General features: G+C 60.1%; 27 protein-coding genes and 1 pseudogene. 10 read left to right on the plus strand and 18 right to left on the minus strand.

The features are described from left to right. The first annotated feature begins 21 nt into the window (after positions 1 to 21). The gene (gene lnt / locus ALP40_RS20245; RefSeq protein WP_122209965.1) at positions 22 to 1542 is read left to right on the plus strand and encodes an apolipoprotein N-acyltransferase; all 1521 of its coding nucleotides are present in this window, start codon (positions 22 to 24) and stop codon (positions 1540 to 1542) included. 48 nt (positions 1543 to 1590) lie between these two features. Here the strand turns inward: lnt and ALP40_RS20250 are convergent, their stop codons facing one another. Together ALP40_RS20250 and ALP40_RS20255 are read right to left on the minus strand one after the other, a co-directional pair. Beyond that, a complete protein-coding gene (locus tag ALP40_RS20250; protein WP_122209966.1) occupies positions 1591 to 2352 on the minus strand; it encodes a YdcF family protein in 762 nt (253 codons plus the stop codon). Positions 2353 to 2454: 102 nt separating this feature from the next. Beyond that, the gene (locus ALP40_RS20255; protein WP_122209967.1) at positions 2455 to 2805 is read right to left on the minus strand and encodes a hypothetical protein; all 351 of its coding nucleotides are present in this window, start codon (positions 2803 to 2805) and stop codon (positions 2455 to 2457) included. 311 nt (positions 2806 to 3116) lie between these two features. Here ALP40_RS20255 and leuS point away from each other — a divergent pair, with 311 nt between their 5' ends. The 6 genes and pseudogenes from leuS (at position 3117) to ALP40_RS20285 (ending at position 9482) form a co-directional block, all read left to right on the plus strand. Continuing rightward, a complete protein-coding gene (gene leuS / locus ALP40_RS20260; protein WP_122209968.1) occupies positions 3117 to 5723 on the plus strand; it encodes a leucine--tRNA ligase in 2607 nt (868 codons plus the stop codon). An 87-nt stretch (positions 5724 to 5810) separates the two neighbouring features. Continuing rightward, positions 5811 to 6416, plus strand: a complete 606-nt coding sequence (gene lptE, locus ALP40_RS20265) for an LPS assembly lipoprotein LptE (RefSeq protein WP_122209969.1) — start codon at positions 5811 to 5813, stop codon at positions 6414 to 6416. A gap of 41 nt (positions 6417 to 6457) precedes the next feature. Then, positions 6458 to 7495, plus strand: a complete 1038-nt coding sequence (holA, locus tag ALP40_RS20270; RefSeq protein WP_122209970.1) for a DNA polymerase III subunit delta — start codon at positions 6458 to 6460, stop codon at positions 7493 to 7495. 4 nt (positions 7496 to 7499) lie between these two features. Next, positions 7500 to 7709 (plus strand): hypothetical protein, encoded by a 210-nt coding sequence (locus ALP40_RS20275; protein ID WP_122209971.1) that lies wholly within the window; start codon positions 7500 to 7502, stop codon positions 7707 to 7709. A 221-nt stretch (positions 7710 to 7930) separates the two neighbouring features. Further along, complete coding sequence (gene arfA, locus ALP40_RS20280; protein WP_004885826.1) at positions 7931 to 8086, plus strand: alternative ribosome rescue factor ArfA; 156 nt, start codon at positions 7931 to 7933, stop codon at positions 8084 to 8086. Between the two features lie 83 nt (positions 8087 to 8169). After that, positions 8170 to 9482, plus strand: a pseudogene (locus tag ALP40_RS20285) (lytic murein transglycosylase). Positions 9483 to 9657: 175 nt separating this feature from the next. On the opposite strand, the gene lipA reads toward ALP40_RS20285, so the two are convergent. From lipA to ALP40_RS20350, 13 genes are all read right to left on the minus strand, one after another. After that, positions 9658 to 10665, minus strand: a complete 1008-nt coding sequence (gene lipA, locus ALP40_RS20290) for a lipoyl synthase (RefSeq protein WP_122209972.1) — start codon at positions 10663 to 10665, stop codon at positions 9658 to 9660. Next, on the minus strand, positions 10658 to 11314 hold the full coding sequence (lipB, locus tag ALP40_RS20295; RefSeq protein ID WP_122209973.1) for a lipoyl(octanoyl) transferase LipB: 657 nt from the start codon (positions 11312 to 11314) through the stop codon (positions 10658 to 10660). The genes lipA and lipB overlap by 8 nt, the downstream gene beginning before the upstream one ends. Then, positions 11314 to 11589 carry a DUF493 domain-containing protein gene (locus ALP40_RS20300; RefSeq protein WP_122209974.1) on the minus strand — a complete coding sequence of 92 codons (276 nt, stop codon included), beginning with the start codon at positions 11587 to 11589 and terminating at the stop codon, positions 11314 to 11316. The genes lipB and ALP40_RS20300 overlap by 1 nt, the downstream gene beginning before the upstream one ends. 94 nt (positions 11590 to 11683) lie before the next feature. After that, positions 11684 to 12844: a D-alanyl-D-alanine carboxypeptidase family protein gene (locus tag ALP40_RS20305; RefSeq protein WP_122209975.1), complete on the minus strand. Its 1161-nt coding sequence runs from the start codon at positions 12842 to 12844 to the stop codon at positions 11684 to 11686. Between the two features lie 16 nt (positions 12845 to 12860). Further along, the gene (locus ALP40_RS25625; RefSeq protein WP_181114001.1) at positions 12861 to 13043 is read right to left on the minus strand and encodes a hypothetical protein; all 183 of its coding nucleotides are present in this window, start codon (positions 13041 to 13043) and stop codon (positions 12861 to 12863) included. Positions 13044 to 13086: 43 nt separating this feature from the next. After that, a complete protein-coding gene (locus ALP40_RS20315; protein ID WP_122209976.1) occupies positions 13087 to 14112 on the minus strand; it encodes a septal ring lytic transglycosylase RlpA family protein in 1026 nt (341 codons plus the stop codon). After that, on the minus strand, positions 14112 to 15131 hold the full coding sequence (gene mltB, locus ALP40_RS20320; protein ID WP_375140006.1) for a lytic murein transglycosylase B: 1020 nt from the start codon (positions 15129 to 15131) through the stop codon (positions 14112 to 14114). The genes ALP40_RS20315 and mltB overlap by 1 nt, the downstream gene beginning before the upstream one ends. A 5-nt stretch (positions 15132 to 15136) precedes the next feature. Next, the gene (gene rodA, locus ALP40_RS20325) at positions 15137 to 16240 is read right to left on the minus strand and encodes a rod shape-determining protein RodA (protein WP_181114251.1); all 1104 of its coding nucleotides are present in this window, start codon (positions 16238 to 16240) and stop codon (positions 15137 to 15139) included. 31 nt (positions 16241 to 16271) lie between these two features. Next, entirely contained in the window at positions 16272 to 18167 is a 1896-nt protein-coding gene (gene mrdA, locus ALP40_RS20330; RefSeq protein ID WP_122209979.1) for a penicillin-binding protein 2, read from the minus strand. Positions 18168 to 18195: 28 nt separating this feature from the next. Beyond that, positions 18196 to 18663: a 23S rRNA (pseudouridine(1915)-N(3))-methyltransferase RlmH gene (gene rlmH / locus ALP40_RS20335; protein WP_122209980.1), complete on the minus strand. Its 468-nt coding sequence runs from the start codon at positions 18661 to 18663 to the stop codon at positions 18196 to 18198. Between the two features lie 9 nt (positions 18664 to 18672). Continuing rightward, positions 18673 to 19059 (minus strand): ribosome silencing factor, encoded by a 387-nt coding sequence (rsfS, locus tag ALP40_RS20340; RefSeq protein WP_122209981.1) that lies wholly within the window; start codon positions 19057 to 19059, stop codon positions 18673 to 18675. Positions 19060 to 19121: 62 nt separating this feature from the next. Next, positions 19122 to 19790 (minus strand): nicotinate-nucleotide adenylyltransferase, encoded by a 669-nt coding sequence (gene nadD / locus ALP40_RS20345; protein ID WP_122210040.1) that lies wholly within the window; start codon positions 19788 to 19790, stop codon positions 19122 to 19124. Positions 19791 to 19803: 13 nt separating this feature from the next. Next, positions 19804 to 21069, minus strand: coding sequence for a glutamate-5-semialdehyde dehydrogenase (locus ALP40_RS20350; RefSeq protein ID WP_122209982.1), 1266 nt, complete (start codon positions 21067 to 21069; stop codon positions 19804 to 19806). A gap of 271 nt (positions 21070 to 21340) precedes the next feature. On the opposite strand from ALP40_RS20350, the gene ALP40_RS20355 reads away from it, so the two are divergent. Next, positions 21341 to 22012 (plus strand): DNA-3-methyladenine glycosylase, encoded by a 672-nt coding sequence (locus ALP40_RS20355; RefSeq protein ID WP_122210041.1) that lies wholly within the window; start codon positions 21341 to 21343, stop codon positions 22010 to 22012. 3 nt (positions 22013 to 22015) lie between these two features. Continuing rightward, entirely contained in the window at positions 22016 to 23332 is a 1317-nt protein-coding gene (locus tag ALP40_RS20360; protein ID WP_122209983.1) for a bifunctional DedA family/phosphatase PAP2 family protein, read from the plus strand. Between the two features lie 154 nt (positions 23333 to 23486). On the opposite strand, the gene ALP40_RS20365 is transcribed toward ALP40_RS20360, so the two are convergent. Genes ALP40_RS20365 through ALP40_RS20375 form a run of 3 tightly spaced genes read right to left on the minus strand, consistent with a single transcriptional unit; the run spans position 23487 to position 25164 of the window. Continuing rightward, complete coding sequence (locus tag ALP40_RS20365) at positions 23487 to 24077, minus strand: LON peptidase substrate-binding domain-containing protein (protein ID WP_122209984.1); 591 nt, start codon at positions 24075 to 24077, stop codon at positions 23487 to 23489. Positions 24078 to 24088: 11 nt separating this feature from the next. After that, on the minus strand, positions 24089 to 24799 hold the full coding sequence (locus tag ALP40_RS20370) for an LrgB family protein (protein ID WP_181114250.1): 711 nt from the start codon (positions 24797 to 24799) through the stop codon (positions 24089 to 24091). A gap of 2 nt (positions 24800 to 24801) precedes the next feature. After that, positions 24802 to 25164 (minus strand): CidA/LrgA family protein, encoded by a 363-nt coding sequence (locus ALP40_RS20375; RefSeq protein ID WP_122209986.1) that lies wholly within the window; start codon positions 25162 to 25164, stop codon positions 24802 to 24804. A gap of 204 nt (positions 25165 to 25368) precedes the next feature. On the opposite strand from ALP40_RS20375, the gene ALP40_RS20380 reads away from it, so the two are divergent. Beyond that, on the plus strand, positions 25369 to 25824 hold the full coding sequence (locus ALP40_RS20380) for a MaoC family dehydratase (RefSeq protein ID WP_122209987.1): 456 nt from the start codon (positions 25369 to 25371) through the stop codon (positions 25822 to 25824). Positions 25825 to 25886 lie beyond the last annotated feature (62 nt).

Raw genomic sequence — 25886 nt, forward strand, 5'->3', positions numbered from 1 at the left:
ATGTCGTTTTAAGGAATCTACATGCGCTGGATTAAGCGTCCCGGCTGGCCCGGCAACCTGCTGGCCGTGGCCGCTGGCGGACTCACGACCCTGGCACTGGCCCCGTTCGACATCTGGCCGCTGGTGCTGGTGGCGGTCGCGGTCTTTTACCTGGGCCTGCGCGAGCTGAATCCACGCCAGGCACTGGCTCGCGGCTGGTGCTACGGCTTCGGCCTGTTCGGCGCGGGCACCAGTTGGATCTACGTCAGCATTCATACCTACGGCGGCGCTTCGGTGCTGCTGGCGGGGCTGCTGATGCTGGCGTTCATCGCCGCCATCGCCCTGTTTTTTGCCCTCCCCGCCTGGGTGTGGGCGCGCTGGCTAAGGCGCAACGAAGCGCCACTGGCCGACGCGCTGGCGTTTGCGGCGTTGTGGCTGGGTCAGGAGGCATTTCGCGGCTGGTTCCTCACCGGCTTTCCGTGGCTTTACTCCGGTTACAGCCAACTGGATGGGCCGCTGGCAGGCCTTGCTCCCGTGGGCGGTGTGTGGCTGATTTCCTTTGCGCTGGGCCTGACCGCTGCATTGTTGTGCAACCTGCACCGCTTGCGGGCGCGTCCTTCGTTTCTGGCGATTGGCGTACTGCTGTTGCTCGCACCCTGGGTGGCGGGGCTTGCTCTCAAGGGTTACGCCTGGACCTCACCGTCCGGCAAGCCGCTGAAAGTGGTCACCATGCAGGGCAACATCGAACAAAGCATGAAGTGGGACCCACAGAAGCTGAACGACCAGTTGGCCCTGTACCGCGACATGACGTTCCGATCGCAGCAGGCCGACCTGATCGTCTGGCCGGAAACCGCTGTACCGGTCCTCAAGGAAAGCGCAGAAGGCTACCTGTCGATGATGGGTAAATTCGCCTCCGAACGAGGTTCGGCGCTGATCACCGGCGTACCGGTACGTGAGTTGACCGGGCGTGGCGAATACCGCTACTACAACGGCATCACGGTGGTGGGCCAGGGCGACGGCACCTACTACAAGCAAAAACTGGTGCCATTCGGTGAGTACGTGCCGTTGCAAGACGTGCTGCGTGGTCTTATCGCGTTCTTCGATCTGCCAATGTCCGACTTCGCTCGCGGACCGAACGACCAGGCGCTGCTACAAGCCAAGGGTTATCACATCGCCCCGTTCATCTGCTACGAAGTGGTGTACCCCGAATTCGCCGCTGGCCTTTCGGCGCAGAGTGACCTGCTGCTCACAGTCAGCAACGACACCTGGTTCGGCACCTCGATCGGTCCATTGCAGCATCTGCAGATGGCCCAGATGCGTGCGCTTGAAGCAGGGCGCTGGATGATTCGTGCCACCAACAACGGGGTCACAGGGTTGATCGACCCGTTCGGCAAGATCACCGTGCAGATTCCGCAGTTCGAGCGTGGCGTGCTGTACGGCGACGTGGTGCCGATGCAGGGTCTGACGCCCTACCTGCACTGGCGCTCGTGGCCACTGGCAATTGTCTGTCTGCTGCTGTTTGGCTGGGCCTTGCTGGCAGCGCGTATCGCCAAGACCGTCTGATCGGCTTTTCAAGGTGATCCCGGCCTACGGGATTGCCTTGATAAACGCCTAGCGGTATATCCAGCGGTACGCCAGCGAGCCTATCGCTTCGTTCAGCAAGACCCCGCTCTGTGTGAACACCCGACTCTCCGGAAGCCAGCCGCCAAACGGGCGCGCGTTGTCCACCCCGATAAATCCCACAGGCGCGGCCACGACCGTGAAACCTGCCTTTTCAAAACTCCAGCGCGCCCTTGGCATATGCCAGGCCTGCGTCACCAACACGATCCGTTTGATGCCTTGGGGCTGCAAGACTGCGGCGCTCAGCGTGGCGTTTTCCCAAGTGGTTCGGCTCTGCCCTTCCTGCCAGCGAACACTGACGCCGAAGTCGTCCTGCAGCGACTGCGCCATGATGGCCGCTTCACTGGGAGGCTCATCGAAATGCAGACCGCCCGAGGTCAGTATCGGCAAGCCGGAGGCCTTCGACAGCCGCGCCGCAAGACGTAATCGTTCCAGGCCAATGCCTGTCGGGGCATCTGCACCCCATGTGGGTGAATTGCGCTCGCGTCCGTTACCCAGCACCACAATGGCATCGGCTTGCTGCGCCAGGGCCGCCCACTGCGCGTGCGCCAAGGGCTCGACCTGCTCCAGTCTGCGGGCGGCCCACTCCACGACGACCGGAAGACTCATCAACCACAGCCCGCCCAGCCCCGTCACGAAAAGCACAACGGCCAGACGCGGACGTGAGCGGCGCAGCCACCAGGCCAGAATCAGCAACAGGAAAAGAATACCGGGAGGCAGCAGAAGGGTCTTGAACAGGTAACGCAAAGGCATCGGACACCTCCAGAGATGCCCGAAGCCTAGAATGTTTAACGCTAAGCAACAATGCTTATAGAGCAGGCCCGAAGCCTGCCGGGGGAAAGCCTGATCGTCGTATCAGTTGTGACGGCCCGACCGCATGGAAGACCTGCCGCGCTTTCTGTCTTTCAGCCAGATAATAGTGGCCGATTGTTTAGGCGCCCTGGTAGAACCGTTCTGCTCCCGAGATACCGTGAAACTGCCCGTTGAACAACCCTTAACAGCCCCGTTTGCCACCATCACGCCTTTTTCAAGGTAGGCCTCGATCCACTCGAACTCCGCGCTGCTCAACCCTTTGAGCTCAAGTACCACAGGCGACTCATTTCGGAGCCGAACCGCCGTACTTGCCACTTCAAGTGCAAGCCCAAGACGATCGATCAAACGTTCATACAGCTCATAAGTGCTCACCGTGTGCTGCAACTCTGTCATCCGCTCACCTCACAGAAGATAAAACATACCCTCAAAATTGAGCTTAGCGTTGTTGTCAAAACCGGCAGAAAACTGCGACCAACGGGCAGAGACGGCGATTGGACGGGGCTGTGGCTGCGCGGCATAGCAATCAGGACTCCCTCGATAGACGGCGCTCATGTATGCTACGACGCTTCCTGCCATTCCACTTCCGCTCTCTTGAGCCTGTACGCACCGCGCAGACAGTTGCAATTGTCCGGCAAGCGGCGCAGACCTGACTCGGCGAAGCAATGAAGAGGTCAAGGGTCACTAATCTTTAGTCAAAAGTAGCCATGCACGAACTCTATCAGCCCCGCGAAATCGAAGCCGCCGCCCAGACCTTCTGGGAAGAGCAAAAGTCTTTTGAAGTCAGTGAACAGCCAGGCAAGGAAACCTACTACTGCCTGTCGATGTTCCCTTACCCCAGCGGCAAGCTGCACATGGGCCATGTGCGCAACTACACCATCGGTGATGTGATCTCCCGCTACCAGCGCATGCTGGGCAAGAACGTCCTGCAGCCACTGGGCTGGGACGCGTTCGGCATGCCGGCGGAAAACGCCGCCATCGACAACAACGTCGCGCCGGCCAAGTGGACTTACGAAAACATCGATTACATGAAGACCCAGCTCAAGAGCCTGGGCCTGGCCATCGACTGGTCGCGTGAAATCACCACCTGCAAGCCTGACTACTATCGTTGGGAGCAGTGGTTGTTCACCCGCCTGTTCGAGAAAGGCGTGATCTACCGCAAGAACGGCACCGTGAACTGGGACCCTGTTGACCAGACCGTTCTGGCCAACGAGCAGGTCATTGACGGCCGTGGCTGGCGTTCGGGCGCGCTGATCGAGAAGCGCGAAATCCCGATGTACTACTTCAAGATCACGGCCTACGCCGATGAGCTGCTGGAAAGCCTTGATGAATTGCCGGGCTGGCCTGAACAGGTCAAGACCATGCAGCGCAACTGGATCGGCAAATCCCGTGGTATGGAAGTGCAGTTTCCGTATGACCAGACCAGCATCGGCGAAGCCGGCGCGCTGAAAGTCTTCACCACCCGTCCAGACACCCTGATGGGTGCTACCTACGTGGCCGTGGCTGCCGAGCATCCACTCGCGACCCTGGCGGCGAAGGAAGACGCCCAGCTGCAAGCTTTCATCGACGAATGCAAAGGCGGCAGCGTCGCGGAGGCGGATGTCGCCACTCAGGAAAAGAAAGGCCTGCCGACCTCGCTGTTCGTCGAGCACCCGTTGACCGGCGAGAAGCTACCCGTCTGGGTCGCCAACTACGTGCTGATGCATTACGGCGACGGCGCGGTCATGGCCGTACCGGCCCACGACGAGCGCGATTTCGAGTTCGCCACCAAGTACCACCTGCCGATCAAGCCTGTCGTACGCACCAGCGCGGGCGACGAAAGCCCTGCGCCGTGGCAGGAAGCTTATGGCGAGCACGGCCCGCTGATCAATTCCGGCGAATTCGATGGCCTGGACTTCACCGCCGCGTTCGACGCGATGGAAGCAGCCCTGACCCAAAAAGGCCTGGGCCAGTCACGCACCCAGTTCCGCCTTCGGGATTGGGGCATCAGCCGCCAGCGCTACTGGGGCTGCCCGATTCCGATCGTGCATTGCGACACCTGCGGTGACGTGCCGGTCCCTGAAGATCAACTGCCTGTCGTGCTGCCGGAAGACGTTGTTCCCGACGGCGCCGGTTCGCCATTGGCCCGCATGCCCGAGTTTTACGAGTGCAGCTGCCCGAAATGCGGCGCACCGGCCAAGCGTGAAACCGACACGATGGACACCTTCGTTGAGTCGTCCTGGTACTACGCCCGCTACGCATCCCCGCATTACGAAGGTGGGCTGGTCGAGCCGAACGCAGCCAACCACTGGCTGCCGGTGGATCAGTACATCGGCGGTATCGAACACGCCATCCTGCACCTGCTGTACGCGCGCTTCTTCCACAAGCTGATGCGCGACGAAGGCCTGGTCACGTCCAACGAGCCGTTCAAGAACCTGCTGACTCAGGGCATGGTCAACGCTGAAACCTACTTCCGCATGGAAGCCAGCGGCAAGAAGACCTGGATCAACCCGGCCGACGTCACGCTTGAGCGCGACGCCAAGGCCAAGGTGATCAGTGCCAAACTGACCAGCGATGGCCTGCCGGTTGAAATCGGCGGCACCGAGAAGATGTCGAAGTCGAAGAAGAACGGCATCGACCCGCAGACCATGATCGATCAGTACGGCGCAGACACCTGCCGCCTGTTCATGATGTTCGCCTCGCCACCTGACATGAGCCTGGAATGGTCCGATTCCGGCGTTGAAGGCTCAAGCCGCTTCCTGCGTCGCGTATGGCGTCTGGCACAGGCCCATGTGGGTCAGGGCGCGTCCGGCAAGCTGGACATCGCCGCCTTGAGCGACGAGCAAAAAGCCATCCGCCGCTCGATCCATCAGGCGATCAGGCAGGCGAGCCAGGATATTGGTCAGAACCAGAAATTCAACACCGCCATTGCGCAGGTGATGACCTTGATGAACGTGCTGGAAAAGGTCCCACAGGCAACGTCACAGGACCGCGCGCTGCTTCAGGAAGGGCTGGAAACCGTCACCCTGCTGCTCGCTCCGATCACGCCGCACATCAGCCACGAACTGTGGAAGGAACTGGGCCACACCACGCCAGTCATTGATGCCGGATGGCCTGCGCTGGATGAAAGCGCCCTGGTGCAGGACAGCCTGCAGCTGGTGATTCAGGTCAACGGCAAGTTGCGCGGCCACCTTGAAATGCCGGCCAGCGCCAGTCGTGAAGAAGTCGAAGCGGCCGCTCGGGTCAACGAGAACGTGCTGCGCTTCATTGATGGCTTGACGATCCGCAAGGTCATCGTCGTGCCAGGAAAACTGGTCAATATCGTCGCAAGCTGATGAGATCGGGCACCCGGCAGACCGGGTGCCGAACATATTTCCAAGGGACGCGAAGTCGGCCCACAAGGATTCAAGGGGAGCATCAAGATGATCAAACGCAATTTGCTGGTGATGGGCCTTGCCGTTTTGCTGAGTGCCTGCGGCTTTCATCTGCGCGGCACCGGTACGACCGAACTGGCCATCAAGGAACTGGATGTCAGCGCACGTAATGCATACGGCGAAACCGTCACTCAGCTCAATCGTGTACTGACCAGCTCCGGCGTCAAGGTCTACACCGGCGCGCCTTACAAACTGATTCTGGTCAACGAAACCGAGACTCAGCGAAACGCAAGCTTCAGCGGCTCGGGCCGTTCTGCCGAGTATCAACTGACTACCACGCTCAACTATGAAGTGCGCGGTGAGCGGGATCGCTTCCTGCTCGGTGACAAGGTCAGCGTGGACCGCTCCTACGTACATGACGGCAACAACCTGACAGGCTCCGACCAGGAAGCGGCTCAGGTTCGTGTTGAAATGCGCAACGAGCTGATTCAACGAATGATGGCGCGCCTGCAACAACTGACGCCTTCGCGTCTGGACGAACTGCAGGCCAAGGCCGACGCAGTTGCCAAGGCTGAGGCCGACGCGGAGCAAGCGGCTCAACGCATTCGTGACGCAACACCTCAGCAGTCGCCTGTTGAAGTCCCTAACAGGTAAGTGTCCGGGGCCGGTTCGCCGGCCCCGGCATTCTCTGACAGATGAAACTCGCCCCCGCCCAACTCGGCAAACACCTGCAAGGCACGCTCGCACCGGTCTATGTGATCAGCGGCGACGATCCGCTGCTGTGTCAGGAAGCTGCTGACGCTATTCGCGCCGCCGCTCGCCAGCAGGGTTTCGACGAACGCCAGGTGTTCAGCGCCGACGCCAGCTTTGACTGGGGCACGTTGCTGCAGGCCGGTGCCAGCATGTCGCTGTTCGCTGAACGTCGTCTTCTGGAACTGCGTCTGCCATCGGGTAAACCCGGTGACAAAGGCGCGGCTGCGCTGATGGAATACTGCGCACGGCCTGCCGAAGACACGTTACTGCTGATCAGCCTGCCCAAGCTCGACGGCAGCGCGCAGAAAACCAAATGGGGCAAGGCGCTGGTCGAAGGCGCTCAGACTCAGTTCGTACAAATCTGGCCGGTTGACATTGGCCAGTTGCCACAATGGATTCGTCAGCGCCTTTCTCAGGCAGGCCTGGCCGCGACTCAGGATGCAGTCGAGCTGATTGCCGCCCGCGTCGAAGGCAACTTGCTGGCCGCTGCCCAGGAAATCGAAAAGCTCAAGCTGATGGCTGAAGACGGGCAGATCACTGTCGAGACCGTGCAGGCTGCTGTGGCCGATAGCGCACGTTTCGATGTATTCGGCCTGACTGACGCCGTGCTCAATGGCGAAGCGGCGCATGCCCTGCGCATGCTGGAAGGGCTTCGCGGCGAAGGGGTCGAAACGCCTGTGATTCTGTGGGCACTGACCCGCGAGTTGCGTGCGCTGGCCAACATGTCCCTGCAATTCAGCCAGGGTGTACCTATGGACAAGATCTTCAGCTCGGCTCGTCCGCCCGTATGGGACAAACGCAAGCCGTTAATGAGCAAAGCCCTGCAACGTCACTCGGCAAAGCGCTGGAGCCAGTTGCTCATGGATGCGCAACGCATCGATGCGCAGATCAAAGGCCAGGCCGCAGGTTCGCCGTGGAGCAGCCTGAGCAGGCTCGCGCTGCTGATGGCCGGACAACGGTTGCCTTTACCCGCGGAGTGAGTGCATGTCGGACATATTCTTTCAGCTCTTTTTTGAAATACCGCTTCGCTACATCTGTTACCCCATTGGCTGGCCGATCGTGCGCCTCGTCACGTGGGGGAAATACCCCAAGAAAGGCGCCTGGCTCAAAGATAACTGGCAAGCTGGATGGGCCAGTGCCACCGGCTTCGTGGTCCTGGTGTTTTCCCTTGTTGCACTGTTCGTTTTGAGCTGATGGGTAACGCCAGTTAGTTGCCCGCAAACGCGGCAATGCAGTCGTTGCATCTTTGTTGGATGTACCGGCTTTTTCGCAGACAGGCCCACTCCCACAAACCCTCCCTAACGTTTCTGTTTACTGCGCAGATGCAGCCATAGCACGGCTCTATTGGACAGACGCCCTACCCTGTCCGATCATTCGCGACACACCAAAACACCCCTAACCTGGAGCACCCAGCCATGAGCAAGCCAAAGCGGCCGAACAAGGCCAAATCCATCATTGCCCAACCCTTGTTCCGTAGCCGACAGGAACAGCCCGCCAAGGGCAAAGGCAGCTACCGCCGCGAAGCCTTCCAGTCTAAAAGCTGGGAGGCTTCTTCCGTTATAGCTGCCTGATATCAAGCAACATCTCTGATGCGCTTTTGAATGCTTGGCCGTGTTATGGTCTGCACCTAACGGTAATACCCTTGGACTCAAGCATGCCTTCTTGTTTTACCCATCGCCCGCAGTTGCGCCAACTCATCGCCGCCTCCAGCCTCATTGCATTGGTAGCTTGCGCAGAAAAACCCACTGCAGCCGATGCCACGCCTCTCCAAGCCGCCAAAGCCCAGACCGCTGCTCCGGCCGTGGCGCCAACGCCGGCACTGGTTGTCGATGACTCCCTCACTATTCAGCCGGCCGTCAGCTTCGCCGAATGGCAAGCCGGTTTCCGCGCCCAAGCGCTGAAGGCCGGAATCCGCGCCGATGTGTTCGACCAAGCCTTCGCCGGAGTCACCCCGGACATGAGCGTGGTCAAGGCAGACCGCAGCCAGCCAGAGTTCAGCCGCCCGGTGTGGGAATACCTGGATGGCGCCATCTCCGCCGCTCGCGTGCGCAAGGGTCAGGCCCTGCTTTCGCAATACGCTGATGACTTGCAGAAGATCGAACAGCAATACGGCGTGGATCGTCAGACTCTGGTGGCGGTATGGGGCATGGAGAGCAATTTCGGCCAGCTCCAGGGTTCTCAGTCGGTGATTCGTTCGCTGGCAACGTTGGCCTACGAAGGTCGCCGTCCGGGCTTTGCACAAAGCCAACTGCTCGCTGCGCTGGAAATTATCCAGCATGGCGACATTACGCCCGACAAAATGCTCGGCTCCTGGGCCGGTGCAATGGGGCAAACGCAGTTCATCCCCACGACCTATAACACCCACGCGGTCGACTTCGACGGCGACGGCCGCCGCGATATCTGGAATACCCCCGCCGATGCTTTGGCCTCTACCGCACATTATGGCAGCGTGGCCAGCCGTGGGGCTTTGAAGTTGTCCTCAGTTCGGGCTTTGACTATGCACTGGCTGACTCGACCACCCGCAAGAGCCTGGCCGAGTGGCAACAACTGGGCTTGAAACAGCCTGATGGTTCGGCGATTCCGGTTGCCGCCAGCCAGCAACAGGCAGCGCTGTTGCTGCCTGCCGGTTATCGTGGCCCGGCGTTCCTGGTGCTGGATAACTTCCGTGCGATTCTGAAATACAACAACTCGACATCCTATGCACTGGCGATCAGCCTGCTTTCGGACCGATTCAAGGGTGCAGGCTATGTGGTAGGCAGCTGGCCCCGCGGTGACCTGCCGCTGAGCCGCTCTGAGCGCATCGAGCTGCAAACCCTGCTCTCTGCCCGTCAATACGATGCAGGCGCGCCAGACGGCATCATCGGCGCCAATACGCGCAAAGCCATTCGCAGCGCGCAACAGTCATTTGGCTGGCCCGCAGATGGCTACCCGACACATGAGCTGCTGAACAACCTGCGCAAGCCTTGAAAAGATGACGCGCAGGCGTGGGCACGATCACCCTCCACACTGATCGTTTCCATACTCCGCATGGGAATGCCTCATCAGGACGCTCTGCGTCCGGGATCGAAGGCAAACTTAAAAATTTCGAGATAAAAAAAGGCCAGGTATCGCTACCTGGCCTTTTTTGCATTGCGGCGTACCGTCAGAGCATCGCTTTGGCGATCTTGGCCTGCTCATCGGCGTGGTACGAGGAACGCACCAGCGGACCGGATGCGACATTCTTGAAGCCCATTTTGTAACCTTCCTCGGCAAACCAGGCGAACACATCCGGGTGCACGAAACGCTGCACCGGCAAGTGGTTGCGCGAAGGCTGCAAGTACTGACCCAGGGTCAGCATGTCGATGTCGTGCTCGCGCATACGTTGCATGACTTCGATCACCTCCTCGTCCGTCTCGCCCAGGCCAAGCATCAGCCCGGATTTGGTCGGTACGTGCGGAACCATCTGCTTGAAGCGTTGCAGCAGGGTCAGCGACCACTGGTAATCCGAACCCGGACGCGCAGCCTTGTACAGGCGCGGTACGGTTTCCAGGTTGTGGTTGAACACATCAGGCGGCTCGGCTGCCGTGATGTCCAGCGCAACGTCCATGCGACCACGGTAGTCCGGCACCAGCGTTTCGAGCTGGACGCCCGGCGACAGCTTGCGGATTTCGCGGATGCAGTCGGCAAAGTGCTGAGCACCGCCATCGCGCAGGTCGTCGCGGTCAACCGAGGTGATCACCACGTACTTAAGGCGCAGGTCGGCAATTGCCACCGCCAGGTTCATCGGCTCGTCGGTGTCCAGTGCCTTCGGACGACCATGACCTACGTCGCAGAACGGGCAGCGGCGGGTGCAGATGTCACCCATGATCATGAACGTCGCTGTGCCGCCGGAGAAGCATTCGCCCAGGTTCGGGCAGGACGCTTCTTCGCAAACACTGTGCAACTTGTGCTTGCGCAGCAATTGCTTGATACGGTCGACTTCCGGGGAAACCGGGATACGCACACGAATCCAGTCAGGCTTCTTCGGCAAATCGACAGTTGGAATGATCTTGACCGGGATGCGCGCAACCTTTTCCGCACCGCGCAGCTTCACGCCGGCTTCGACTTTCGGACGGGCCACGCGCTCGGATACGTCGAGCGTCGGGATCAGGGTTTGCACGGTGTCAGTCATATTCGTTTATTCCGCCCGTTAGGGTCGCCTGCTCAGCGTAGTCGAGGTGTCTGACGAGCTGCGCGCGCAGTCGGACACTTACCTCGGGAAATTCTATCTGCTCTGCGTGATCGCTTAACTGGGTCATTGCCAGCCCGGCGTAGCCGCACGGGTTGATTCGGCGAAACGGTTCAAGGTCCATGTCGACGTTCAGCGCCAGACCATGAAACGAACAACCATTGCGAATGCGCAAACCCAGCGATGCGATCTTTGCGCCATCCACGTACACACCGGGCGCATCCGCTTTGGCGGCTGCTGTCACGCCGTAGCTTTCAAGCAGGGCGATCAGTGTGTTTTCGATCCGGGTCACCAGATCGCGGACGCCGAAACCGAGGCGCCTTACATCCAGCATCAGATAAGCCACCAGTTGACCGGGGCCATGATAAGTCACTTGGCCGCCACGATCGACCTGTACGACAGGAATATTGCCCGGCAACAGCAAATGCTCTGCCTTGCCGGACTGCCCCTGAGTAAAGACGGGAGGATGCTGCACCAGCCAGACTTCGTCCGCGGCGTCTTTGCCACGACCATCGGTAAAGCGCTGCATGGCGTGCCAGGCGGTTTCGTAATCGATCAATCCAAGATCACGAAAGCCCAGGGCGTCGCCCATCAGAGCACCATATGCACGACACCCGTAGCGCGCAGAGCACTATTGATGTCGCGCAACTGGTCTTCGCCGGTAGCGACGATGTGCAGTTGTACGGTGGTGTATTTACCGTTGCTGCTCTGACGCTCGGCGAGCGTCTTGATATCGATCTCGGCGTGCTTGCTCAAGACCTCGATCACGGCATCGGTGAAGCCGACGCTGGTGTCGCCGATCACTTTGATCGGGTAGTCAGCGCAAGGAAATTCGATTGTGTGCGACTTGACGTCGGTATCTGTCATGGCAGTAATGGTCTCACAAGCCGTGACGACAGACACACGGCCTGCTCAGATCATGAGCAGGCCGCGAGAAGGTCGGCATTGATTACTAATAAGGTCAGTTGAACAAGCCGTAGAAGAACAAGCGGATGCTATCCCACACGCGGCGGAAAATACCACCTTCCTCGACAGGTTCCAGCGCAATCAGATTAGCGGTGTGAACCACCTTGTCTTCCATCTTGACCTCAACCTTGCCGATCACGTCGCCCTTGGCGATTGGCGCAACCAGTTGCGGGTTCATGGTCATGCTGGCGGTGAGCTTCTTCATGTCACCTTTAGGCATGGTCATGCTCAGATCATCAGCCAGACCGGCCTTGACCTGACGCGTTGTGCCTTTCCAGACAGGAGCCTGAGCCAGCTCGGTGCCTTTCTGGTAGAAGTTCTGGGTTTCGAAGAAACGGAAGCCGTACGTCAGCAGTTTCTGAGTCTCGGCAGCACGAGCCTGCTCGCTGTTGGTGCCGAACACCACCGCGATCAGACGCATGCCGTCACGCACGGCAGAGGACACCATGCAGTAGCCGGCTTCTTCGGTGTGGCCGGTTTTCAGACCGTCGACGGTCTTGTCGCGCCACAGCAGCAGGTTACGGTTAGGCTGCTTGATGCCATTCCAGAAGAACTCTTTCTGCGAGTAGATCGCGTAGTGAGCCGGGTCTTCGTGGATGATTGCGCGTGCCAGCTTGGCCATATCGTGAGCCGACGAGTAATGGTCAGGGTTCGGCAGACCGGTCGGGTTCATGAAGTGACTGTTGGTCATGCCCAGATCGCCAGCCGTCTTGTTCATCATGTCGGCAAATGCGTCTTCGCTGCCGGCGATATGCTCGGAAATCGCGACGCTGGCGTCGTTACCGGATTGAATGATGATGCCGTGCAGCAGGTCGCTGACGGTTACCTGGCTGCCCACCTTGATGAACATCCGCGAACCGCCTGTGCGCCAGGCGTTTTCACTGATGGTCACCGGATCGTTCTCGCCGATCTGGCCACGACGGATTTCCAGGGTCGCGATGTAGGCAGTCATCAGCTTGGTCAGGCTCGCTGGGGCCAGACGCTGATCGCCATTGTTCTCGACCAGGACATTGCCACTGGTGGCATCCATCAGCACGTAAGACTTGGCGGCCAGTTGAGGCGCGGCCGGTGTCATCTGTTCTGCGGCCCAGGCAGCCGGAGTGATGATCAGGGGTACAAGCAGGCACAAACGTTTTGCAAAGGTGGTGATGTTCATCCGTCTCTCGAAAATGCTAATGGGCAAACATGCCCTTGCGGGCAAAGCTGAACAGACCGGCGAAGCGAAAACGCTTCGGTACGGCTCGTGGCGCCAGGCTGTAGCCCTGGCTGACAAAGTCGTCTGTTCGACACACGACCTCGTGGGCAACTGCCTGCAACGCCTGCCCAAGGGCAAAATACGCTGCCTGCAATTGCAACTCGCCCTCCACTATTGCCGGAGGGCGACTGTCAAAAAATCCGTTACTGGTCCGATGTCACCACGCTCGGCTGGCCGAGGTTGGCTGATCTGACGCTGTCCTGCAATTGCTGGGCTTCACCCGGCGTGCCGACGGGTCCCATCCTGACCCGGTAGAGCGTCTGCTGATTGCGCGCTATCGAACTCACGAAAACCGGTGCTCGAACCATCCCGCTCAGCTTCGACCTCAAAAGCTCCGCAGCGTCCGGGTTCGCGAAGGCTCCGACCTGGAGAAATAGCCCAGCGGCTTGTCCTGAAGCGTTTTTTTTTGCGTCAACCTGAACCGGCACGACAGGGGCAGCATGTTGCTGGGGAGGCGGCGTGTATTGCTCGACCGTCCCGGTAGACGCACTCAGTGCTGGCGGTGTGGCCTGAGCCACCACTTGCGGCTGATTGAGCATCAGCGGCGCAGGACGACCACGCTGGGCCCACCATTCCTGCGGATCGATGCCCTCGACCTTCACACGCGCCGTACCGCTTTCAGCGTAACCAAGCTTTTTGGCCGCAGCGTACGACAGGTCGATGATGCGGTCCGAATAAAACGGACCACGGTCGTTGACCCGCAGAATCACCGTGCGGTTGTTGTCCAGGTTGGTGACCTTGACGTAGCTGGGCAGCGGCAGCGTCTTGTGCGCCGCGCTCATGCCATACAGGTCATAGACCTCGCCGTTGGCGGTGTTCTGACCATGAAACTTGGTCCCGTACCAGGAAGCGGTGCCCGACGCGACGTAGCGCTTGGACTCGCTCATTGGAAAGTAGGTCTTGCCCAGCACCGTGTAAGGGTTGGCCTTATAGGGGCCGGTGTGCAGGGTCGGCGTCGCATCCGGGATACGCGAGACGTCGACGTCCCACCACGGCGCGCCGTCCTTGTGAGCACGGTTGATGTCCAGGCCCGGCATGGAGCGCACCACCGCGCCGCCTTTCGGGGACTGCTGTGTAGTGCGCGAGGGTGACGAGCAACTGGCGACCAGCAGGGCCAACCCGCTCAGCGCCAGTACCTTCAATGATGTACGAATCGGCAATGCCCGCATTACTTGACGCCTCGAGCTTGAACCAACGATTCAGACAGCTGATACACGGCCATTGCGTACATCACACTGCGGTTATAACGGGTGATTGCATAAAAATTGTTCAAACCCATCCAGTATTCGGGACCATTGTCGCCTTCCAGGCGAAACGCTGTCACCGGCATATCGTCGCGCAGCGCATCATGACTCGCCCAGCCCAGGCCTCGCAACTCCCCGACCGACATGACCGGATCAAGGCCCGGACTCAGCCCCTCATCGACACGGTCGCCTCGGGCATCTGCACGACTGACCACCTGCTGACCGCCCACCCAGCCATGACGCTTGAAGTAGCTGGCCACGCTGCCAATCGCATCGTCCGGGTCGGTCCAGATATTGATGTGGCCATCGCCGTCGAAATCCACGGCATAAGCGCGAAAGCTGCTCGGCATGAATTGCGGCAGGCCCATAGCGCCAGCGTAGGAGCCTTTAAGCGTCAGCGGGTCGACCTGCTGCTCACGCGCCAGCAGCAGAAACTCTCTCAGTTCTTTGCGAAAGAACGGCGCACGGGGCGGGTAATCGAAGCCGAGCGTGGACAATGCATCAATCACCCGGTAGTTGCCGGTGTTACGGCCAAAAAACGTTTCCACGCCGATGATCGACACGATGATCTGCGCCGGTACGCCATATTCCTGCTCGGCACGCGCCAGAGCGGCCTCATGCTGACGCCAGAAATCGACGCCACGGGCAATACGCGTGTCCGTAATGAACATCGGACGGTAGTCTTTCCACTGTTTGACGCGCTCGGCAGGACGGGAAATGGCATCGAGAATCGCCTGCTTGCGCTCGACCTCCCGGAACAGCCCCATCAACTGCTCACCGGCAAACCCGTGGTCACGGGTCATCTCGCCGACAAACTCGGCCACTTGGGGCGAGCCGTCATAATCCCCGGCAAATGCCTCTTGCACCGATCCAAGGATGCCCACCAGGCCGACCACCGGAGCATATCGAGCCCAGTTACGCATTGCTTGCATTGAGTTGTTCACCTTAATCAAACCTGAGCGATCCATTTTCGATGCGTATGGATCGACATCAAAACCCCAAACGCTGACAGTAGCGTCACGAGCGAAGTTCCGCCGTAACTAATGAAGGGCAGCGGGACACCCACAACTGGCAGCAGGCCACTGACCATACCGATGTTGACGAAAACGTAAACAAAAAACGTCATCGTCAGCGCACCGGCGAGCAATTTTCCGAACAATGTCTGCGCCTGAGCGGTGATGACCAGCCCGCGACCGATCAACAGCATGTAGATGATCAGCAGGGCACAGATACCCACCAGGCCGAACTCTTCACCCAATACGGCGATGATGAAGTCGGTGTGGCTTTCAGGCAGGAAGTCCAGGTGCGACTGGGTGCCGAGCAACCAGCCTTTGCCGAATACCCCGCCGGAGCCGATCGCGGCCTTGGACTGGATGATGTTCCAGCCAGTGCCCAGCGGATCGCTTTCGGGGTCGAGGAACGTCAGCACCCGCTGCTTCTGATAATCGTGCATGAAGAAAAACCACATGGCGACGGCTGCCGGCACCGCTGCGGCCAGCACACTGACGATCCAGCGCCAGCGCAGGCCCGCCATGAACAGCACGAAGGCGCCCGAGGCCAGAATCAGCAACGACGTACCAAGGTCCGGCTGGCGCACGATCAGAATGAACGGCACCCCGATCAACGCCAGGCTGACCGCCACGTGCTTGAGATGCGGCGGCAGGGTGCGCTTGGACAAATACCAGGCAATGGTCGCCGGCATGATGATCTTGAGAAACTCTGAGGGCTGGAAACGAATGACGCCGGGAATGTTGATCCAGCGGGTCGCCCCCATTGCGTTATGCCCCATGACATCCACCACGACCAGCAACAGCACGCCGACCACATAAAGGACCGGCACCCAGCGCGCCATGAATCGGGGCTCAAGCTGGGCGATAACGACCATCGCGACAAGGCCGATGCCGAACGAACTGGCCTGCTTGATCAACAGGTCCCAGTTCTTGCCACTGGCCGAATACAACACGAACAGGCTGCCCGCCGCCAGCGTCAACAGCAGGATCAGCAGCGGGCCGTCGATGTGAATGCGCTGCAGAAAGGTGGCGCGGCGGCGCATCACGTCTTCGCTGGACAGGATGCGGTCGAAATTACTCTTCACGGGCCGCAGCCTCCAGATTCATGGAACCGGCGTACTCAGGCTTGAGCTGGCCGTTCTCGTCGAGCAGCCAGGCATCCATCACCTGACGAACAACAGGTGCCGCCACGCCGGAGCCGGACTCGCCGTTCTCCACCATCACTGCGACAACGATTTTGGGGTTGTCGGCGGGCGCGAAGCCGACGAACAGGGCGTGGTCACGATGCCGTTCCTGAACCTTGGTGCGGTCGTACTTCTCGCCCTGCTTGATCGCCACGACCTGTGCCGTGCCGCTCTTGCCCGCGATGCGGTACTGAGCGCCAATGGCAGCTTTGCGCGCCGTACCGCGCGCGCCATGCATCACTTCCTGCATGCCGTGGTTGACCCTGCCCCAGTTGGCCGGGTCGCGCAGGACGATGTCCGGCATCGGGTTTTCGTCCACTGGCGGCTTGCCTTCGATGGTTCTGGCCAGGTGCGGCCGGTTCCACACCCCTTTGTTGGCCACCAGCGCGGTCGCCTGCGCCAGTTGCAGCGGTGTGGCCTGCATGTAGCCCTGACCGATGCCGAGAATCAGTGTTTCGCCGGGGAACCACGCCTGACGGCGGGTCGCTCGCTTCCAGTCCCGCGACGGCATCAACCCCGGGGACTCTTCAAACATATCCAGCGAGACTTTCTGGCCGATACCGAACTTGTTCATGTAAGTAGAAAGCCGATCGATGCCCAGCTTATGGGCCAGGTCGTAAAAATAGGTGTCGTTGGAGCGCATGATCGCAGTGTCCAGGTCGACCCAGCCGTCCCCGGTACGGTTCCAGTTACGGTATTTGTGATCGTAATTGGGTAATTGGTAGAAGCCCGGATCGAACACCCGCGAACCAGGCGTGACGACACCGGCGTCCAGCCCCGCAATCGCTACCGCCGGCTTGATGGTCGAACCCGGCGGATACAGCCCACGCAGGATACGGTTGAACAGCGGCCGGTCGATGGAATCGCGCAGCTCGGCGTAAGCCTTGAAGCTGATGCCGGTCACGAACAGGTTAGGGTCGAAACTCGGCGCGCTGACCATCGCCAGCACTTCACCGGTTTTCGGGTCCAGCGCCACGACGGCACCGCGACGCCCACCCAGCGCAGCTTCGGCCGCTTCCTGCAGGTTAATGTCCAGACTCAGGACAATGTCTTTGCCTGGGATCGGATCGGTACGCTTGAGAACGCGCAACACGCGGCCCCGAGCGTTGGTTTCGACCTCTTCGTAACCCACCTGCCCGTGCAGCTCAGGCTCGTAGAACCGCTCGATGCCGGTTTTGCCGATGTGGTGGGTGCCGCTGTAGTTGACCGGATCCAGACTCTTGAGCTCTTTCTCGTTGATCCGCCCCATGTAGCCGACCGAATGCGCAAAGTGAGGGCCCTGCGGGTAGTGCCGGACCAACTGCGCAACCACTTCGACCCCCGGCAGCCGGAACTGATTGACCGCAATCAGCGCGATCTGCTCTTCCGTCAGCTCGAACAGCACAGGCACCGGCTCGAATGGCCTGCGCCCCTGCTTCATTCGCTTTTCGAAGATGATGCGGTCATCCGGCGTGAGCTGCAGGATCTCGACAATGGTGTCGAGCACTGCCGACCAGTCGCCGGAGCGCTCGCGCGTGACCGAAAGACTGAAACTGGGCCGATTGTCTGCAACCACCACGCCATTGCGGTCGTAGATCAGGCCGCGGCTGGGCGGAATCGGCTGAACATGAACACGGTTGTTTTCCGACAATGTCGAGTGATAGTCGTACTGAATGACCTGCAGAAAATACAGACGGGCGATCAGCACGCACACCAGCAACACGACCGCCACAGCACCGAACACGACCCTGCCGCGCACCAGGCGTGCGTCTTTCTCGTGGTCTTTGAGACGGATCGGTTGAGACATTTAGGCCGTATTCACAGTAAAAACGATGCTACTTGTGATAAGGGTGCCCGGACAGAACTGTCCAGGCGCGATACATCTGCTCACCGATCAGAATACGCACCAGCGGATGCGGCAAGGTCAGCGGCGACAGGGACCAGCGTTGCTCGCTGCGGGCACAGACGTCCGGTGCCAGCCCTTCGGGGCCGCCCACCATCAGGTTGACCGTGCGAGCGTCCAGACGCCAGCGATCGAGTTCGACCGCCAACTGTTCGGTGCTCCACGGTTTACCGTGCACTTCCAGCGTGACAATGCGCTCGCCCGGCTGCACCTTCGCCAGCATCGCCTCGCCTTCCTGACGGATGAAGCGGGCGACATCAGCGTTCTTGCCTCGGGTGTTGAGCGGAATTTCCACCAGTTCAAGCGCAAGCTCGGACGGCATCCGCTTGGCGTACTCGTGCCAACCTTCTTCCACCCACTTGGGCATGCGCGAACCAACGGCAATCAGACGCAAACGCACGATAAGGCCTTATTCGTTACCTGGAGTGTGGTGCGCGGCGCTGGCCGCACGGCTTTGCTCGGCACCCTGCCACAGACGCTCCAGGTCATAGAACTGGCGTGCAGCAGCGGTCATCACGTGGACAATCACGTCGCCCAGGTCCAGCAGCACCCAGTCGCTGTCGCCCTTGCCTTCTTCGCTCAGCGGCATCAGGCCGGCAGCCTTGACCTTCTCGCGAACGCTGTCGACCAGTGCGTTCAACTGGCGGTTGGACGTACCGGTGCAGATCAGCATGTAATCGGCGATGCTGGTCTTATCGCGCACGTCGATGCACAGAATGTCTGCACCCTTGACGTCTTCCAGTGCGGCGGTTGCCACGGTGACGACTTCTTCACTGCTCATTTTTTGCTTTGTCATATAAAACTCATTCAGCTCGTATGTGTGGGAACGCCCAAACGCTTATCGATAAAAAAGCAGTTTCAGGGCGACCCATCAGTGTTCGGCGCACGGTAAAGCCCGTGCGCATCGATATAGGCCAGTACCGCGTCTGGCACCAGAAAACGTACCGACTTACCGCTGGCCAGCAGTTGACGGATCTGGGTGGCAGACACCGATAAAGGCGTCTGCCAGACGAATGTAATGTTACCGCCCGGCCCTTTCAGGGCCTTGGGGTCGCTGACCGCTCGCGCCGCCAGCAAATTGCGCATGGCATCCGGCGACTCGCTGTCAGCGTCCGGGCGTTGCAGCACCACGATATGGCAGTGCTCCAGCAATTCTTCCCACCGATGCCAGGAGGGCAGCCCGCAAAAGGCATCCCAACCCAGCAACAGAAACAACTGGTCCTGAGGCGCGAGTTCGACGCGCATCGATTCCAGGGTGTCGAGGGTATACGACGGTTTGTCCCGTTTCAGTTCACGGTCATCGACCGTCAGGGGTGGCACGCCCTGCACCGCACTGCGGACCATCGCCAGACGATCCTCGGCGGTGACGCTTGGCATGTCGCGATGCGGTGGCCTGGCGCTGGGCGTCAGGCGCAACTCATCGAGTTCCAGCAGTTCGGCCACTTCCAGCGCACCGCGCAAGTGACCGATATGAACCGGATCGAACGTGCCCCCAAGCATGCCGATACGTCTGGGCAGCGTTGTCATGGGCTCGCTCAAGTCAGGCTTGCCCGCGCAGTTGACCGTCACCGATCACAATGTATTTCTCGCAGGTCAGTCCTTCCAGACCGACCGGGCCGCGGGCGTGCAGCTTATCAGTAGAAATGCCAATCTCGGCACCCAACCCGTATTCGAAGCCATCGGCAAAGCTGGTCGGCGCATTGACCATGACCGAACTGGAGTCGACTTCGGCCATGAATCGGCGCGTCTGGCCCTGATGATCCGAGACGATGGCATCGCTGTGATGCGACCCGTAATGGTTGATGTGCTCGATGGCTTCGTCCAGACCGGTAACGATGCGGATCGACAGGATCGCCGCCAGGTATTCGGTGTGCCAGTCTTCTTCCGTCGCCGGTATGACATCGATCAGCGCACGGGTGCGCTCGCAACCGCGCAACTCAACGCCTTTTTCACGAAATTGCGCGGCCATTGGCGGCAGGAACTCGGCGGCGACCGTCTGATCGACCAGCAGGGTTTCCATCGCGCCGCAGATACCGTAACGGTAAGTCTTGGCGTTGAATGCAATCTTCTGCGCCTTGGCCAGATCGGCATGGGCGCTGACATACACGTGGCAGATACCGTCCAGGTGCTTGATGACCGGCACGCGGGCATCACGGCTGACGCGCTCGATCAAGCCCTTGCCGCCACGCGGAACGATGACGTCCACGTACTCGGGCATGGTAATCAGCGCACCCACAGCTGCACGGTCGGTGGTTTCGACCACTTGCACCACGGCCGCAGGAAGTTCGGCGTCGGCCAGGCCGCGTTCGATGCAGGCCGCAATCGCACGGTTGGAATGAATGGCCTCGGAGCCGCCACGCAGGATGGTCGCATTACCCGACTTCAGACACAGGCTGGCCGCATCGATGGTCACGTTCGGACGCGACTCGTAGATGATGCCTACAACGCCCAGCGGCACGCGCATCTTGCCGACTTGAATGCCCGACGGCCGATAACTCATGTCGCGAATCGCGCCGACCGGGTCCGGCAGACTGGCAACCTGACGCAGCCCGACGATCATGCTGTCGATGCGTGCGGGGGTCAGGGCCAGACGTTCCAGCATGGCGGGTTCAAGACCATTGGCCTTGCCGTTGGCCAGATCCAGCTCATTGGCAGCAGACAGCGCCGCACGGGCCTCGTCCAACGCCGCAGCGGTGGCGAGCAGGGCGCGGTTCTTCTGAGCAGTGCTGGCACGGCCGATCACTCGCGAAGCTTCACGGGCGGCGCGACCCAGGCGGGTCATGTAGTCAAGAACGGACTCAGTCATGGTCTCAGAGGTCTTGGCAGAGAGGAAAGCGGCCGATTATAGCTGTCGTGCCGCCCGAACGACAGCGCAGACAGGCGGATGGTCGATAACAGTGCGCAGTTTTCTGCAACTGTCGGCCTGCGTAACGGTCAGGAAGTAGCGCATGACTGCGCCGCCCGTGCGCGAGCCGGTCACTTTCAGAAACAACAAAATCGGCCCCCATGACACATTCAGCTGCAATTCAAGCTGCGCTTGTTATCATCGGCAGCCTCACATTTTTGGTAGCACGCCTATGCCCACTGCCCTTCCCGACAGCTTCTTTCATCGCGACGCCCAAGTGCTGGCGCGTGATCTGCTGGGCAAGGTCATCCGGCACAAAGTAGGTGAGCTCTGGCTGGCCGCTCGCATCATTGAAACCGAAGCCTATTACTGCGCCGAAAAAGGCAGCCACGCTTCGCTGGGTTACACGGAGAAGCGCAAGGCATTGTTCCTGGAAGGCGGCCACATCTATATGTATTACGCACGGGGCGGCGATTCGCTCAATTTCAGCGCTGAAGGGCCAGGCAACGCCGTGCTGATCAAGTCTGCGTATCCGTGGACCGACTCACTCAGCGATGACAATGCACTGGCACAAATGCAGCTCAACAACCCCGACGCCAGCGGTAACATGCGCCCGCCACAGCGGCTTTGTGCGGGGCAAACCCTGCTGTGCAAGGCGCTGGGCCTGAAAGTCCCGATGTGGGATGCAAAGCGCTTCGACCCCCTCAGACTTCTGGTCGAGGACGTCGGCCAGCGCCCGACCTCCATCATCCAGACGACCCGGCTTGGCATCCCCACCGGTCGTGATGAGCACTTGATGTACCGCTTCGTCGACGCCGACTACGCCCGCTTTTGTACGCGCAATCCTCTCAGACGCGGCCAGGTCGAAGGCCGCGACTATCTACTTCTCGATCAAGGAAACTGACCCATGAGCGAACTGCTCAATGGCATGACCGGCTGGCTGACGGAAAACCCATCATGGGTTGCGGTCGCAATCTTCGTGGTGGCGTTCATAGAATGCGTCGCGATTGTGGGGATCGTCGTACCCGGCACCGTGATCATGTTCGCCATCGCCGCATTGGCGGGGAGCGGCATATTGCCATTGAGCGAGGTATTACTGCTGGGTTTCCTGGGCGGGCTGCTGGGTGATGCGGTGTCGTACTTCATCGGCCGACGCTTTCACCAGAACATCCGCCAGTTGCCGGGGCTGCGCACACATCCCGAATGGATGACCGGTGCCGAGTCCTACTTTCATAAGTACGGCATCGCCAGCCTGCTGGTGGGACGTTTCATCGGTCCACTGCGGCCAATGCTGCCCATGATCGCAGGCATGTGTGACATGCCGTTCCCGCGCTTTGCCATCGTCAGCATCATCGCCGCCGCAGGCTGGTCGATTGCGTACCTGATGCCCGGCTGGGCCGCAGGCGCAGCGATCAGACTGCCATTGCCGGAAGGTTTCTGGACAGAGGCCGCCTTTGTCGGCGCAGGCCTGGCACTGCTGTTCGGGCTGAGCATTCAAAGCAGCATTCGCCAGAAGCGTTACGCGACGAAAGTGATCTCATTGATCAGCCTGACCCTGGTCGCTGCGCTGTTCATCGGCTGGCCGTACCTGACCGACTTCGATAACGGCCTGATGACACTGGTGCAGGAGCATCGCAGCGAGACGGCGCAACACATCGTTGTACTGGTCACCAGCATCGGCGATTTCAGGGCACAACTGCTGGCTGCTGCACTGCTGGTCATCGTGCTGCTGATCGCCAGACAATGGCGTCATGCGGCGTTCGCACTGGCCACTACACTGGGCACGGCAGTCGCGAACGGCACACTGAAAGCCTTTTTTGCCCGGGCTCGCCCGGAAGTGCTGCTTGACCCGCTGACCACCTACAGCATGCCGAGCGGACACAGCTCGGCGGCGTTTGCGCTGTTCATGACCCTCGCGGTGCTCGCCGGACGCGGTCAACCGGTGCGCTTGCGTCTGACCTGGTTGCTGGTGTTCGGGATTCCGGCGCTGGCGATTGCCTTGTCGCGGGTGTACCTGGGCGTGCATTGGCCGACGGACATTCTGGCGGGCATGTTGCTGGCGTTCTGCATCTGCGCCGCGAGCCTTGCGATCATCCAGCGCAACCAGCCGTTGCCAGCCATGTCACCCAAGGTCTGGTGGCTGCTGCTCCCGGCGCTGACTGCGCTGCTTGGCACCTTTGCCGTACGCGCGCTGTCGCACGGGGTGCTGCGTTATCAGTACTGATGATTGACGGTGATCGTTCCTACGCTTCGCGGGGAAACGCATCTCAGGATGCTCCGCGTCCAAGGGGTCACACCAAAACATCTGAGTAATCGGGCCCAATGGGACGCGGAGCGTCCCGATCGGCATGCCAACGCAGAGCAGGGGACGATCAGGCTCAGGCCTGCAAATCCCCCTGCATCTCATCGAGCAACTCCTGAATCGCGTCCAGACGCTCCTCAGGGTCATCGATTTCCAGCAGTTCGATCTTGTCTTCCTCAGTGAACGGCAGCAGGTACGCCAACTGATTGGACAGTGACTGTTGACCCGTAGCACTCACGCCCATGTTCAGCGACGCGACCATCGGGTGTTCGGCCAGCGCTTCGAGCAGCGCCACCAGGTCGGCGTCCTCCTCTTGCAGCGGGCGCTCTTCCGGCTCGTCCAGCCACTCCACTTCCGCCACCAGCAACTGATCGCGCTGCACCTCTGCACTCACTACGCGGAAGCGCCGTCCGCCGACCACGCGAATGCCCAGCAGTCCGTTGTCCTGCTGCTGAAAGTCTTCGACCAGCGCCTCGCAGCCGATCAACGAATACCCGTCGGGGACGGCACCCGTTTCACTGCCCTGGGTAATGCACACCACACCGAACCCTGCGCCCTGCTTCATGCAGCGGCCGATCATGTCCAGGTAGCGCGCCTCGAACAGTTGCAGGTCGAGCACGCATCCCGGAAACAGCACAGCGTTCAGCGGAAACAAAGGCAACGTCATAAAAAGCCCCCTCAAACGACCAACGACATCGCCAACGGCAGAAACACTGCCGTCGCAACACCCATCAAACTCATCGCCAACGCGGCGAAAGCCCCCGACTCCTCACCTTCCTGCAGCGCAACGGAGGTCCCCACCGCATGCGCTGTCAGGCCGAGGGCCATACCCCGGGCAGCGTGATTTTCGACACCGGCCAATGACAATAGGCCGGGGCCGAAAATGGCACCGAACACGCCGGTAATCAATACGAAAACCGCCGCCAGCGCTGCCACTCCGCCCATCTGCTCTGCCACCAGCATGGCAATGGGCGAGGTCACCGATTTCGGCGCCATCGTCATCAGAATCATGTGATCGGCACCGAACAGCAGGCCCAATCCCACGCACAGACCTGTGGCAAAAACGCCGCCAATCACCAGCGTAGTCAAGGTCGGCCATAACAACTGACGAATCCGGCGCAGATTCAGATAAAGCGGCACGGCCAGCGCAACTGTGGCCGGCCCCAACAGAATGCCGAGGATTTCAGTGCTTTTACGGTATTCGGCGTAATCCAGACCACAGGTCAGCAGAATGCCGATGACCACCAGCATGGAAACCAGTACGGGCTGCAAAAACAGCCAGCGGGTTTTCTCATACGCGGCCATCGCCAACTGATAGGCCCCCAGCGTGATCGCGATGCCGAACAGCGGATGATGAATCACCGACACCCAGGCGCCGTGCCAATCCAGATTCATGACGGCTCCCGGCGGCGCGCCTGACGCTCGATCAGTTTCTGCATCAGCCAGCCGACGAACGTCAGGGAAATCATCAGCGACAACGACAAGGTGCCAAAAATGGCCCAGAAATCTTTCGCGATTGCCCCCGCATAGACCATGACGCCCACCGCAGGCGGTACCAACAGCAGCGGCAGGTAACGCAGCAGACTGCTCGCCGCCATGCTGATGGGCTCGCTGACCTCACCGCGCATCATCAGAAACGCCATCAGCAGCACCAGACCGATGATCGGCCCGGGCAGAATCGATAGAAACAGGTGGTTGAGCGCCGTCCCCAACAATTGGAACAACACCAACCACGTCAAACCCCGTAGCAACATGAGCACTCCCGCACACTAAACAGATCCGGCGAATTCACGGGCGCATTATAAGCATGACGCACCCGTGCCTATGAGCGGGTATTCGCATGGATAACGTCGCTTGACCAACCTGCAACCCTCTGCTGATCTTGTGGTTCGCCAACAGGCGATGTCCTGCACGGGCCTCGGCATCACGCTACAACATCACATGACAAGGAGAGTGAAATGCCCTTTGTACCGGTTACAGAACTCAAGCATTACATTGGCAAGGAACTGGGATGTTCCGACTGGCTGACCATTGACCAGGAACGCATCAACCTGTTCGCCGAGGCGACGGGTGATTTTCAGTTCATTCACGTTGACCCCGTCAAGGCCGCCCAAACCCCGTTCGGCGCCACAATTGCCCACGGTTTCCTCACGCTTTCGCTGATCCCCCAGCTCATGAGCGATCTGCTGGTGCTGCCCGAAGGCATGAACATGGTCATCAACTACGGACTGGACAGCGTGCGCTTCGTTCAGCCGGTGCTCGTCAATTCACGCGTGCGCCTGAAAGTCGAACTGACCGATGCAACCGAGAAGAAGCCCGGGCAATGGCTGCTCAAGGCGACCACGACGATGGAGATCGACGGACAGGAAAAACCGGCTTTCGTCGCTGAACCGCTGTCGATGTGCTTCGTGTAACACGTCTGAAAAACGAAACAGTCGTAACAGACTGTTTCGTACCCGTTACTCACTGCGGCATA

It is taken from the genome of Pseudomonas viridiflava, from assembly GCF_003702045.1.
GTDB classification, from domain to species: Bacteria; Pseudomonadota; Gammaproteobacteria; order Pseudomonadales; family Pseudomonadaceae; genus Aquipseudomonas; species Aquipseudomonas viridiflava_C.